Source organism: Providencia rustigianii (assembly GCF_900637755.1).
Lineage (GTDB): Bacteria > Pseudomonadota > Gammaproteobacteria > Enterobacterales > Enterobacteriaceae > Providencia > Providencia rustigianii.
Map to the genome: position 1 here is coordinate 3,277,651 of NZ_LR134396.1, position 12,981 is coordinate 3,290,631.

The following is a 12,981-nucleotide window of genomic DNA, read 5'->3' on the forward strand; positions in this document are numbered from 1 at the left end:
TATGCAGCCAGATAAACAAAAACAATAATTGTGCGTTAGATTACAGATAAAATGTTTTTTAACGATTACCATTGAGCGCAATTAAGAAAATAAAAGCGCTTTATAAAACTCGATTATTTTCGTTTTTGTTACTTCACCAATAATAAACGCTCAACATTTCGACAACAAATGTGAAATGAGGCGTAAATAAATAATTAGCATGCCATCGGAGGCTTTATGTTACGCATGTTTAAACCAGCTCCTCATATCGAGCGGTTGCCCGCTGATAAGATAGACCCTGTCTATCGTAAATTACGCTGGCAGATTTTTCTGGGGATTTTCTTCGGTTACGCAGCATACTATTTAGTTAGAAAAAACTTCGCCCTTGCAATGCCTTACCTTGTAGAACAAGGTTTCTCTAAAGGTGACCTTGGTTTTGCATTATCAGGAATTTCAATCGCCTATGGTTTTTCTAAGTTCATCATGGGTTCATTCTCTGACCGAGCAAACCCTCGCTACTTCTTACCAGCAGGTTTGATTCTCGCCTCCCTCGTCATGCTATTCATGGGCTTCGTACCATGGGCAACCTCTAGCATCATGGTGATGTTCGTGCTGCTGTTCTTATGTGGTTGGTTCCAAGGTATGGGTTGGCCTCCTTGCGGACGTACCATGGTTCACTGGTGGTTACAAAAAGAACGTGGCGGTATCGTATCTGTTTGGAACTGTGCGCATAACGTAGGTGGTGGTCTTCCTCCACTACTGTTCCTGTTAGGTATGGCATGGTTTAACGACTGGAAAGCGGCGCTGTATATGCCTGCATTGGCTGCGATTTTAGTCGCACTGATCGCTTTCGCATTAATGCGTGATACCCCGCAATCTTGTGGTCTTCCACCAATTGAAGAGTACAAAAACGATTATCCAACAGACTATAAAGCGTCTGATGAAGAAGAATTAACTGCAAAAGCTATCTTCATGAAGTATGTGTTCCCTAACAAACTTCTGTGGATGATCGCCATTGCTAACGTATTTGTTTACTTACTGCGTTACGGTGTTCTTGACTGGTCACCAACTTACCTGCGTGAAGTGAAACACTTCACCATGGATAAATCCTCATGGGCTTACTTCATGTATGAGTACGCGGGTATCCCAGGAACGCTGTTATGTGGTTGGATGTCGGATAAAGTCTTCCGCGGAAACCGTGGTGCTACAGGCGTGTTCTTCATGACCTTAGTGACTATTGCAACTATCGTATTCTGGATGAACCCTCCGGGTAACCCTGGTATTGATATGGCATGTATGCTGATCATCGGTTTCTTAATCTACGGTCCAGTAATGCTGATTGGTCTACACGCTCTTGAACTTGCACCTAAAAAAGCGGCAGGTACTGCGGCAGGTTTCACCGGATTATTCGGTTACCTCGGTGGTTCAGTAGCAGCAAGCGCCATTGTTGGTTATACCGTTGACTACTTCGGTTGGGACGGTGGTTTCGCTGTCATGATCGGTGGTTCAGCACTAGCAGTTGTCTTACTGTTCATCGTTATGCTGAGCGAAAGCAAGCATAAACGCGAATTAGCTAACAACCGTTAAGCCTCAGCTTAAGTTGTACTAACTCACTGAATTGATGGGTTATATCAATAAAAGGATATAGCCCATTTTTTTACCCAAAATTTGTTACCTCGAGCTGATATACCTACAAACTATTTACCTATAAAGCTGTTTACCTATAAACAATGAGTACCAAGGAGATTTACTGATGAATTTTCAATTAAAAACATTAGTTGCAAGTATGGTCTTAGTGATGTCTGTATCCGCCGCTGCCGAAACAGCGGGTAAAGTGGTTATTGCGCATCGTGGTGCAAGCGGCTACTTACCGGAACATACATTACCAGCTAAAGCGATGGCTTATGCACAAGGCGCTGATTTCTTAGAACAAGATTTAGTGATGACTAAAGATAATGAACTAGTTGTCCTGCATGACCATTATCTGGATCGTGTTACTGATGTCGCGGATAAATTCCCAAATCGCGCACGTAAAGACGGTCGTTATTACGCGATTGATTTTACTTTACCTGAAATCAAATCCCTGCAATTTACTGAAGGTTTCGACATTGTTGATGGTAAGAAAGTTCAGAGCTACCCAAATCGTTTCCCAATGGGTAAATCTGACTTTCGTGTTCACACTTTCCAAGAAGAAATTGAATTTATTCAAGGTTTGAACAAATCAACAGGTAAAAACATTGGTATTTATCCAGAAATCAAAGCGCCTTGGTTCCACCAGCAAGAAGGCAAGGATATCACCAAGAAAACCTTAGAAGTCCTGAAAGAGTACGGCTACACCACGAAAGACGCTAATGTTTATCTGCAATCATTTGATCCGAATGATCTGAAGCGCATTAAAACTGAATTGATGCCTAAAATGGGCATGGATTTAAAACTGGTTCAGTTAATTGCTTATACCGATTGGGAAGAAACTCAAGAGAAGAAACCTGATGGGACTTGGGTAAACTATAACTATGATTGGATGATGAAGCCGGGTGCGATGAAAGAGATTGCAACCTACGCAGATGGCATTGGCCCTGACTACCATATGCTGGTGAGTGAAGATTCCACACCAACCAATATCAAAATTAACGGTATGGTGAAGGAAGCTCATGAAAATAACATGGCGGTTCATCCATTCACAATTCGCGTCGACAAACTGCCTAAATATGCCAAAGATGGTCAGCAGTTGTATGAAATCATCTACAACCAAGCGGATGTTGATGGCGCCTTTACCGACTTCCCTGATTTAGGCGTGAAATTCTTAGAGCAGCAAAAACAGAAATAATTTTCTTTCACTCCCCCTTGTCAATTGCAAGCCAATGACTCGGGGGAGTTTATTCAACCAAAATTCAACGATACCATTGTAAAAGTCCAGAACACTCGAGTGGCAAGTAAAATCTAATGCTTTCAATTAGCCTTTAAGCCTGAATTTGCTGCAATAAAAGTTGCGTCCCATTTTGATGAACAATAAGACCGCAATGGGAATATTCACACACCAGAGACAAAGCCACCACATGACGCGCAATACCGCCTTTGCCTAAAAGTGTATCAATGTCATAAAGGCGTTCTGATAAATGAGGCACATTCTGTCGGGCATAGTTTTCGATACACTTTCCTTTATCGTTATCCTCTACGCCACTGTGCCAAATTCCATCTAATTGTTCACCCGAATACTGGAATTCACTCTGTGTTTTCAATGCGTCAGGGAATGACTCTATATCCGTGGATATAGGGCGCAGAAGTTTCGCTTTGATAGGCGTTCGTAAACGCTCGTAGAATCCTTGAGGTGCAAGTAATAGACTAGCTGCTTCTTCACTCGCCGTTGAGTCTAATTGAAACGCTAAAATAGCGTATAACTTGGGTTCAAATGAATTTTCATACAGTGCTAACAACCATTCACTTAATGAGTCATATGCCAATGTTTCAACGGATTCAAGCTCTAATGATAAGCGCATGGCTTCCTGCTGAATGAGTGCTGGCCAATCAGCCTCGTTTTCTTCTGTTTGCCAATATAGGGTAATCGGCTGAGTGAGGGCATGTTGATGGTAATATTCGGCAATGGGGGCAAGTAACTTTCGCACCGCCATTTCTTGTTTCTCCCATAAAGAAAGTGATTTGAAGGCGCTTAATTGCAATATATTGTCTTTATTAGGTGGCAATGAAGATAAAGAAACCCCCTCTTGATTCTCTTCATCGACTTGAGTTAACCGGGTATCCGTTAGTATCCCAATGTGCTTGCCAGCCCAATAATGCCATTCTTGACGGGCATCATCTAACATATTGGTAAACTGCCGATGGTCATATGACGTTATCGAATAAACCAATAGACGAATAAACAGCATAACAACCACTGGAAGAACACCAAATAAAGCGATTATTTGATTATTACTGACTTCACTAGACAATACCTCAATTGAAGATAAATAAATGCCTATGCCAAATCCGATAACACCAATAATCACGACCAAGAACAACCAAAGCATCAAGCGAGGTAATTTAGGCTTAGGTGGATGCTCTAAAGAGGGAGTTTTCCAGCTCATCATGATTGTTCACCCGACGATGACAGGCTTGCAATAAGGGTACAGCCACATTCGGTTTGAAAACCATTCAGTGCCGCCTGACGACCGGATATTAAAATGCGCGTTGAACCAGGTAAAATCGCATTAACTCCATGACCTTTTTTCGGACAATTCACTTTGTCTCCCACTAAAGCTATCGGTTTGCCGTACATCACAGAGCCAGAAGCCGTGATCACTTCGCCGCCATGAGTGGTTTTGTCACCTAAACGAACAAGTGCGCGCATGTTAAAATCCTTTTATTGGTTATCTGCCTGTTTTTTATACTCAAACATGCCATCCCATTCAGGGAGTTCGGCAGGGGGAAGTGGAACGATTTTATCGATATCAGGAAAGCGCGCCTCGGGATTATTTCTAATCTCATCAGCAATAGCTTCATAACGGAGAGAACGTTCAGAATCAGGTTTTACAGGCAAATAATAATAGGAATTTTCTTTTACATTTGGCTTGAATGCACCTTCAAATGTTGATGCTGCGGCTCTATACCCATTTTTTGTAGATAGTTGATAGTATTTTAATGTTCCACCAGTATCTTCTTCAACATTCCATAAGTAATTTGCCAGACGATATGCGGCTTCCCCATTACCTTGATTTGCTGAACAATCTAACATTTTTTTCCCAATTTCAGGGCGATAAGCTGGGTTATCGCTGTCTGATAAACGCTTAGAGGTTAATATATCTCCAATTATATTCTGTGCCTCAGGACTGCCTAAATCAGCAGCTTGACGAAAGTAAGCTAAAGCTTTAGTACGATCAGCTACGACTCCATAGCCCGTGTCGAGATAGTGCCCCATTTGGTAATAACCATAACTGATGTTTAATTTAGCCATTTTTCGGATAATATCCCACACTTCTTGTGCTGGACCTTTACCTTCAACCGGAGGGACTTTTCCATAACTGATTAAGTTACTTAAGTTAAGCATGGCTTTGGGGTGATTACGCTCTGCGGCTTTTCGGTAAAGCTCACCAATTCTGACATAATCGCGTTGAGATTTATTGACCTTTTCAAGTTCACGGGCTTGTTTAAACCAAATATCGGCTTCTGAATCAACGGGCGGTAGCGTGTCTTTTTCATACACACAGGTGAACGTTAAATCCGGTTCGGTTTTTTGAGCCGGCGGCTCTTCCTTTTTATCCATCGGATTGCAAGCGCTCAGCATCAACATACTACAAATCAATGCACCGCATTTAAATATGCGACGAGCAACGGATTGATGATGAGATGAAAAGGAGAGATTCATCTTGATTATTGCCCCTCTGCCTGTTTTTTATATTCAAACGTACCATCCCATTCGGGGAGCTCGGCAGGTGGGAGCGGAACGATTTTATCAATATCGGGGAATTTGGCTGTTTCATCAGAAGCGTCGATTTCTTTGACTATTACTTCATAGCGAGCTGAGCGTTCTGGATCAGGTTTTACACTAAGATAACCATAATTTTCTGGTATAGTTTTTGGGTTGAAAGCCTCAGTTAAAGTTGACGCAGCATGTCGATACCCATTTTTTGTTGATAATTGATAATATTTTAAAGCACCATCAAAATCCTTACTTACGTATTTTAAATAACTTGCTAATCGGTATGCGGCCTCTCCATTGCCTTGTTTACCTGCACAATCCAACATACTTTTTCCTATTTCAGGTCGATACGCTGGGTTATCTCTATCAGATAAACGCTGTGAGATAAAAATATCTCCAATTATATACTGTGCTTCAGGGCTACCTAAATCCGCCGCTTGACGAAAATAAGCTAAGGCCTTGGTGCGGTCTGCAATAACTCCATAGCCCGTGTCGAGATAGTGCCCCATTTGGTAATAACCGTAGCTGATGTTCAATTTCGCCATTTTTTGAATAATATCCCACACGTCTTGGGCTGAGCCTTTACCTTCAATTGGGGGGACTTTGCCATAACTGATTAAGTTACTTAAGTTCAGCATGGCTTTAGAATGATTTCGCTCGGCGGCTTTACGGTAGAGTGCACCAATTTGAGCATAATCCCGTTGAGATTTATTGACCTTTTCAAGTTCACGGGCTTGTTTAAACCAAATGTCGGCTTCAGGATCAACGGGAGGTAGCGTGTCTTTTTCATACACACAGGTAAAAGTTAAATCCGGTTCGGTTTTTTGAGCCGGCGGCTCTTCCTTTTTATCCATCGGATTGCAAGCGCTCAGCATCAACATACTACAAATCAATGCACCGCATTTAAATATGCGACGAGCAACGGATTGATGATGAGATGAAAAGGAGAGATTCATCTTGATTATTGCCCCTCTGCCTGTTTTTTATATTCAAACGTACCATCCCATTCGGGGAGCTCGGCAGGTGGGAGAGGAACGATTTTATCGATATCGGGGAATTTGGCTGTTTCATCAGAGGCATCGATTTCTTTGACTATAGCCGCATAGCGGGCTGAGCGTTCTGGATCAAGTTTAACTGCTAGGTAATAATAGTCTTTTTGAGTTGTGCTAGGAGCAAATGACTGGCTTAATATAGATGCTCCCATCCAGTATCCATTTTGAGTGGATATCTGATAGTACTTTAAAGCTCTATTAAAATCTCTCTCAACTGTATGTATGTAAAACGCTAAATTATACGCAGCTTCTCCATTTCCTTGCTTAGCGGAACATTCAAGCATTTTTTTCCCAATTTCAGGACGATAAGCAGGATTATCTTTATCGGATAAACGCATAGATATCAGAATGTCACCAACCACATTTTGTGCCTCGGGACTGCCTAAATCCGCAGCTTGACGAAAATAAGCTAAAGCTTTAGTACGGTCAGCGACGACTCCATAGCCCGTATCGAGATAGTGTCCCATTTGGTAATAACCATAGCTAATGTTCAATTTCGCCATTTTTTGGATAATATCCCATACCTCTTGGGCGGGGCCTTTTCCCTCAATCGGTGGAACCTTGCCATAACTGATTAAGTTGCTTAAGTTAAGCATGGCCTTGGGGTGATTCAGCTCCGCGGCTTTACGATAGAGTTCCCCAATTTGAGCATAATCCCGTTGAGATTTATTGACCTTTTCAAGTTCACGGGCTTGTTTAAACCAAATGTCGGCTTCTGGATCAACGGGGGGCAAGGTGTCTTTTTCATACACACAAGTGAAAGCTAAGTCGGGTTCTGTTTTTTGAATCGGCGGCGCTTCCTTTTTATCCATCGGATTGCAAGCGCTCAGCATCAATATGCTACAAATCAATGCACCGCATTTAAATATGCGACGAGTGACGTATTGATGATGAAATAAAAAGGAACGATTCATCTTGGTTATTGCCCCTCTGCCTGTTTTTTATATTCAAACGTGCCATCCCATTCAGGGAGCTCGGCAGGGGGAAGTGGAACGATTATATCGATATCGGGGAATTTGGCTCTAGGATTAAGTGAAAGCTCTTTTTCTATCAATTTATAACGACGAACCCTTTCAGGATCAACATGTTGTTCCATATAGTATATTTCATTCTTAGGGTCTGATGTGTTAAAACTTTCAGATAACTTATACGCTGATTGATCGCTACCATATCGGATAGCTAATTGATAGTATTTCAGTGCCTGTCTATAATTTTTATCACGAACTTCATAATTCATCGCAAGAGAATAAGCTGCGTCTGTATTACCTTGTTTAGCCGCACAATCGAGTAGTTTTCTGCCTAAGTCCAAACGATACAACGGAGTTCTCGCATTAAGGAATTGCTCCGAAATGGCAAGTTGTCCTTCTGGATTCCCCATTATTGCGGCTTTTAAAAAATAACGCATCGCTGCATCTGAGTCTTGTTTTACTCCGAAACCTCTTTGGAGATAAGTCCCCATAATGTAATGACCAAAGGGAATATCCATTTGTATCAGTTGCTCAACTAAATCAATCACCTCTTCAGAGCGTTTTTTACCTATCATAGGTTCAGCTTGACCTGTTGCTATCATATTCTGTAAGTTACCTATAGCTTTGTAATGTTTTTTTTCAGCCGCTTGACGATACAATGTAGCAATATGACCAAAATCTTTAGGACCTTTTTTAATTTCTAAGCGACGTGCTTCTTTAAACCAAGCATCAGCTTCGGGATCTAATGGTGGAAAACTGTCTTTTTCTTGTACACAGGTAAATTGAAAATTTTTTAAGGTATCATTCATTTTATTTACTTCCTTTTGTTCACATCCTGCCAACAATGGAAAAAAAATCACCATTAAACTTAAAAGTATTTTTTTAAATTCCATAACTAGTCCTTGTTATCCCATTTTTTATTTCCATCAAAAAACTCAATTAACGATGCAGAAGGTGTGGTTGGTATTTCACTATTTCTAAGCTCTTTATTTCTTTTAATGATTTCTTTCCAATGTTTAAATTCTTTTTTAAAATCATCACTAGCCCGTTTTGTATGCATTTTCCATAAATGCTGTCGGATAGGCGGTATAATATTTGTCACATCAGTATCTTGAATGGCGATATTAAATTCGCTGTCAAATAACATACTGCGTAAATTCACATTACTAGACCCCAATGTCATAAAGGTGTCATCAATCATCAGCACTTTGCTATGAACATAAACAGATTTCCAATGCGGTGTAGTTGAATCAGGTGAAACCAATGTGCAAATATGCGATTTTATTCCAGGAATTGAACCTGCGGTTATTGATTCCTCATCACCCAATTTATGCTCTTTACGATGATAATTTGGCACCATATCTGGGCGTTGTAACGCTTCAATCATTTTATACGTTTGATAACTTCCGGAATGTATCGCTGCATCATTAGAGCTATTAGTGACAACAAAGAGATAGAGTGGATTTTGTTCTATATCATAGCCTTCTTTAACTCGCTCATTGACCGCTTCTTGTAATAGCTTGACAAAAGGAGGATAACGAAAATATTGGTTTTCAATATAAATATATTTCCTTGCCCTTACTAACGTATGCTTATATAAGCGTAAAACATCAAATTCATTATACTGAGGTTGAGTACGACAAATTTGAGCCATGACTTTTTTTAATGGGATCATCCCGCCTACAGTGATTGAATTAATCAATCTATTATTAATTTTATCCATCCTCTGTTGGGTGAATTGATGATCTTCCTCGGTAAGGGATGCTCGTTGCCTCAATTCAGCATCTTCCCCAACATTTTTTTCCCACGCTTCGACAAAGTTGTGATTAATATGCGTTAAGACAGCACCACAAACACACGAGGAATTATCTTGCCATGCTGTATCAGCATCTCGCCCAATAAGTGCTGAAAACTGGCGTTCAGAGTGGGAATCTTTATCCCAATAGGTGGAAAGAGAGTTGTGTCCCATGACAAACCCGACAGCATCATCTGGTATTTCATAATCAACTAAGATCACTTTTTGGTGGTGGGTTGGGTATAAAGCGAGTAGCCGTCCTTGTATATAACCAATATCACCATATTCTTTTACATGATGGCTAGCTTGTCGTTCTGTCGCTTCTTGAACATCATTCGTCCAATTTAATTCTCGGTGTCTAACAAGTATATTTCCCTTGCCTCTTTTTTGAAGTGAAACTTCCCAATGCCATTGACAATCATATTCATAATCTTCAGCTGTTTGGTATGGTAACTGGTTACCGGAAGCACTATAAACATCAGGAGTATAAACTGCATAATTACCATAACCAAAATTTTTAGGCCTAGCTTTCCATCCCGGGAAATTGGGATCTTGACTATCTCCTCCTAATGTATACCAGACTAATACACGAACCTTAACCCCGCGATTAGCTGCTTCAACAAGTAAGTCCCCCACCCTTTTAGCCTCGTCTTTACTTCCCCGAGTGAAATACATGGATGCTTGAAATCCCCATGTGATGATATCTATACTTTTTTGTGCCTGCTCAATAGCCTTAGCAATCGTGGCAAAAGCACGTTCACCATTAATTAAAGGTGCAAAACCTGCCGCAATAGGTGCATATTTACCACTGATAAACCATTGAGGTGTCAGTATTGCACTGTCATTTTCCCCTAACACGAGATTGATGGTTTGTTCCGTTGCATCGCTCATGACTATTTTTCCTCTTGGTTATCTTTCAGTGATTCACTCATCAATAATTTTTTGAAAATATCTCTATGTGTCATACCTGAAAGTTTTTTGCCTTCCATGCCCGGCATTGGTTTGAGAGCACGAAATCCTTCCCTTGAAGCCTCATCTTCTTGAGTATTTTCTGAGTCTGCTTTTAAAAGATTGATGGTGAATTTTTCACCGTCCAATAACTCTACTCGATATTTTTCTATCGACGTATCATGTTCAATCTGAATATTTCCATTTTCATCGGTGAATCCTTTCGCTAATAGCGCTCCATTACCATATAAAGTATACGGCTCAAACGCACGACCTTTCATCGGGCTTTGCGGTGACGAACTCAGTTGAAAACGTAAGATTTGTTTTGGCATTGATTGCGGAAATTGCGGATGGGTCACATCCATCGATGCAGCGCCTTCGACGACCCAGTTAGTCGTTTTGACCGTTTGGTTATTGGGGCTGCCATACTCTATCTGCCCGCCTTTTAAGCGAATATAGGCACCACCACAGGTCAGCAATAACTCGTCTTTAGCGGCGACGATAGTTTTACCGCCGGTACTGGTGACGGTCATGTCTTTGAGTGACGTGAGATGCATTTCATCACTTTGCGCTTGAATTTCCACCTTGCCTTTTGCCGCAAAAGCTTTAATCCCCAGAGTATGAGCAAACAAGCTAATCGCTTGACCTGCGGCTAAGGTAATCTTTCTGCCCACAGAAATATCGGCCTGTTTATTTGCCGTCAGGGTAATGTTTTCACCGCTGTTCGCCTGTACCGTTTTGGGGGAGGTTAACGCAATACCCGCAGGGGCGCTGAGTAACAATGCCGCTTGTTGCAGTTCATAAATCGATTGGGAAAGTAGCGTTTGTTGGGCGTTTAAATCCGCCAGTTCAGCTTTTGCAACGTCAGCGGCTTCCCGTAGTGAGCTCACTAAGTTTAATGCATCATCCAATTGCTGCTTGGCTTCGCGCATATCCAGTTGCTCGGAGGATGCTTTGGTGCGTAAGTCTGTACTGATAAACAGCCCTTTACCTGCTCGTATTGCCCCCCAACTGTCGGTGCGCAGTTCAAAGCCGTCACCGCGTTTTTCACGTCCCTGATTGACCAAATGCCCTAAATTGAGTTGGGATTTACCGCCGTATTCGGTGCTGAGCTTGATGTGCTCTTCCCCGCGCTTATCTTCCATGCGAAGCTTATTATTAGCAGGGGTACGAATGACGTTGCGGGTATTATTTTTATCCGTGATGTGGTCTGTGCGATGGGAGTCATGCAAGGCATGGGCGATATACGGTCTATCCGGGTCGCCTTCATGGAAAGCAATAGCAACCTCTGTCCCTTGGATTAAGGGGAAGTGTATTCCGTAGGTATCTCCCGCATAGGGTTTCGCCAGCCGCACGGGCATACTTTCATAGCCCGTCGGTTTTTCATCACGGTCTGCATCAAATTTGACCCAATAAAAGCCATGCTCATCTTGATGGGCGTAGATATCGTTGGTTTTAACACTGGTAATCCGTGCCGTTAACGTGCCTGCAATCACCGGACGTGGCTTAAGGATCGGGCGCCAACACAAGGCTTCGGTGTACGGCGCCGCATCAAACTGAATCACTAACGCGCTGCTGCGACTGCCTGAAAAACGCAATCGCGTGATTAAGATTTCCGATTGAAAATCCGTAGGCAACGTGGACGGCAATTGGCTGTCGATGATTTTGAAAACCATTAATGGCGTCAGGCGAGGGGAATTACTTTTTCCTCGCAGTACCGTTTGACGTGCGAGAAAGCGTTCATGGTCAAGTCGTGACCAAAAATGCGCCGTTTCTGTTTCGGGTTGGTATTTTTCACCGCGCTCAAGGTGGCGGGGTTTGTAGTGGTAAACGTCACCATAGTTGATATTCTCACCTTCACCTCGAGTCATGTCCGTCTCAATGGATTGCAGGGTTAGCATCGCTTGGCGGTGATTATAATCTTTGGCGGTGACACTGCGCTCGACCACTTGGTGGCGCAGTGATAATCCCCACACACTCTCCACGCCATTGTCATTCATGCCTGATGGGCTATTCAGCGGTAATTGCAGGTCATACACGTAAGCGCGTTGGCTATCGCCAAAATGAATAACCTCAGTCTTCGTGTCAGCTTGAAGACTAAAGGAATAGAAAATTCCCACTTCACTGAGTAAACGCTCTATAAATTGCCAGTCGCTTTCATTGATTTGGTTAATTTGCTCTCGCTTGGGGTATTGGCGCTGCAAATGAAACTCAAACTCCCAGCCTTTCATGTCATGCTCACGTAGAATGAGGTCAATGACTTCCGGCACCGATTTGTTTAAGAAGAAACGGTGGGAACGCAGTTGATGGCGAAGCAACGAAACAAAGGGTTCAATGACAATTTGGTACTGGGCTTCATCCACTGAACCGGACAACCGCTTAAAATGCGTGATCACACCATGTACCCGTTTTTGCGGTTCATTCAGTGAGCTTAAATCGACCAATGGAATAGTGGGTGATGAAAAGGTAAAGTGAGTGCTGCGACGAAGAAGCCGTTGGGCTTGCAGGTTTTTGTCTGGGGACGTAAAGGTAATCTGGTAACGATAAGTCTCACTAATGGCTTCTCGTCCAATGAACGACTCAACATCTAATGGCGTCTGGCAGTCTTGAATAGCCAGTTGATAGCGATTGTGGGATTGAAGTGACCGTTGTGCAGCATCCAGCAAGCTCATTCTGTATTCCTTCTCTATGAGTTTCGTGGTAACCCGCAACAGAGATCAAGACAGAAGGTCACCAATGCAAATTCAATGCATTTAACTTAAGTAGAGACAGAAAAGCAGCAAATGAAACTAAAAGCAATCATAATTCTTACTAATGGGATATATA

The 12,981-nt window shown here is 42.2% G+C and carries 10 protein-coding genes; 2 read left to right on the forward strand and 8 right to left on the reverse strand.

Features of this window, described 5'->3' with window-relative positions; all coding sequences use genetic code 11:
* Nucleotides 1-216: 216 nt before the first annotated feature.
* A complete protein-coding gene (glpT, locus tag EL244_RS15080) occupies nt 217-1,566 on the forward strand; it encodes a glycerol-3-phosphate transporter (RefSeq protein ID WP_126461943.1) in 1,350 nt (449 codons plus the stop codon).
* A 166-nt stretch (nt 1,567-1,732) separates the two neighbouring features.
* Complete coding sequence (glpQ, locus tag EL244_RS15085) at nt 1,733-2,806, forward strand: glycerophosphodiester phosphodiesterase (RefSeq protein WP_126461946.1); 1,074 nt, start codon at nt 1,733-1,735, stop codon at nt 2,804-2,806.
* Nucleotides 2,807-2,939: 133 nt separating this feature from the next.
* Here the strand turns inward: glpQ and EL244_RS15090 are convergent, their stop codons facing one another.
* The 8 genes from EL244_RS15090 to EL244_RS15125 are packed head-to-tail and all read right to left on the reverse strand — an operon-like array spanning nt 2,940 to nt 12,827.
* The gene (locus EL244_RS15090; RefSeq protein ID WP_230084807.1) at nt 2,940-4,061 is read right to left on the reverse strand and encodes a hypothetical protein; all 1,122 of its coding nucleotides are present in this window, start codon (nt 4,059-4,061) and stop codon (nt 2,940-2,942) included.
* Entirely contained in the window at nt 4,061-4,324 is a 264-nt protein-coding gene (locus tag EL244_RS15095; protein WP_006814313.1) for a PAAR domain-containing protein, read from the reverse strand. The genes EL244_RS15090 and EL244_RS15095 overlap by 1 nt, the downstream gene beginning before the upstream one ends.
* 12 nt (nt 4,325-4,336) lie before the next feature.
* Nucleotides 4,337-5,338, reverse strand: coding sequence for an SEL1-like repeat protein (locus EL244_RS15100; RefSeq protein ID WP_126461952.1), 1,002 nt, complete (start codon nt 5,336-5,338; stop codon nt 4,337-4,339).
* 5 nt (nt 5,339-5,343) lie between these two features.
* Nucleotides 5,344-6,348: an SEL1-like repeat protein gene (locus EL244_RS15105; RefSeq protein ID WP_126461955.1), complete on the reverse strand. Its 1,005-nt coding sequence runs from the start codon at nt 6,346-6,348 to the stop codon at nt 5,344-5,346.
* 5 nt (nt 6,349-6,353) lie between these two features.
* Nucleotides 6,354-7,358 (reverse strand): SEL1-like repeat protein, encoded by a 1,005-nt coding sequence (locus EL244_RS15110; RefSeq protein WP_126461958.1) that lies wholly within the window; start codon nt 7,356-7,358, stop codon nt 6,354-6,356.
* A 5-nt stretch (nt 7,359-7,363) separates the two neighbouring features.
* Complete coding sequence (locus tag EL244_RS15115; RefSeq protein ID WP_230084801.1) at nt 7,364-8,305, reverse strand: SEL1-like repeat protein; 942 nt, start codon at nt 8,303-8,305, stop codon at nt 7,364-7,366.
* A 2-nt stretch (nt 8,306-8,307) separates the two neighbouring features.
* Nucleotides 8,308-10,098 (reverse strand): phospholipase D-like domain-containing protein, encoded by a 1,791-nt coding sequence (locus EL244_RS15120; RefSeq protein WP_126461961.1) that lies wholly within the window; start codon nt 10,096-10,098, stop codon nt 8,308-8,310.
* 2 nt (nt 10,099-10,100) lie between these two features.
* Nucleotides 10,101-12,827, reverse strand: coding sequence for a DUF2345 domain-containing protein (locus tag EL244_RS15125; RefSeq protein WP_126461966.1), 2,727 nt, complete (start codon nt 12,825-12,827; stop codon nt 10,101-10,103).
* Nucleotides 12,828-12,981: the final 154 nt, after the last annotated feature.

Coding starts and splice junctions, on each gene's coding strand:
- glpT (WP_126461943.1), top strand. CDS start 217: ATGTTACGCATGTTTAAACCAGCTCCTCATATCGAGCGGTTGCCCGCT.
- glpQ (WP_126461946.1), top strand. CDS start 1,733: ATGAATTTTCAATTAAAAACATTAGTTGCAAGTATGGTCTTAGTGATG.
- EL244_RS15090 (WP_230084807.1), bottom strand. CDS start 4,061: ATGAGCTGGAAAACTCCCTCTTTAGAGCATCCACCTAAGCCTAAATTA.
- EL244_RS15095 (WP_006814313.1), bottom strand. CDS start 4,324: ATGCGCGCACTTGTTCGTTTAGGTGACAAAACCACTCATGGCGGCGAA.
- EL244_RS15100 (WP_126461952.1), bottom strand. CDS start 5,338: ATGAATCTCTCCTTTTCATCTCATCATCAATCCGTTGCTCGTCGCATA.
- EL244_RS15105 (WP_126461955.1), bottom strand. CDS start 6,348: ATGAATCTCTCCTTTTCATCTCATCATCAATCCGTTGCTCGTCGCATA.
- EL244_RS15110 (WP_126461958.1), bottom strand. CDS start 7,358: ATGAATCGTTCCTTTTTATTTCATCATCAATACGTCACTCGTCGCATA.
- EL244_RS15115 (WP_230084801.1), bottom strand. CDS start 8,305: ATGGAATTTAAAAAAATACTTTTAAGTTTAATGGTGATTTTTTTTCCA.
- EL244_RS15120 (WP_126461961.1), bottom strand. CDS start 10,098: ATGAGCGATGCAACGGAACAAACCATCAATCTCGTGTTAGGGGAAAAT.
- EL244_RS15125 (WP_126461966.1), bottom strand. CDS start 12,827: ATGAGCTTGCTGGATGCTGCACAACGGTCACTTCAATCCCACAATCGC.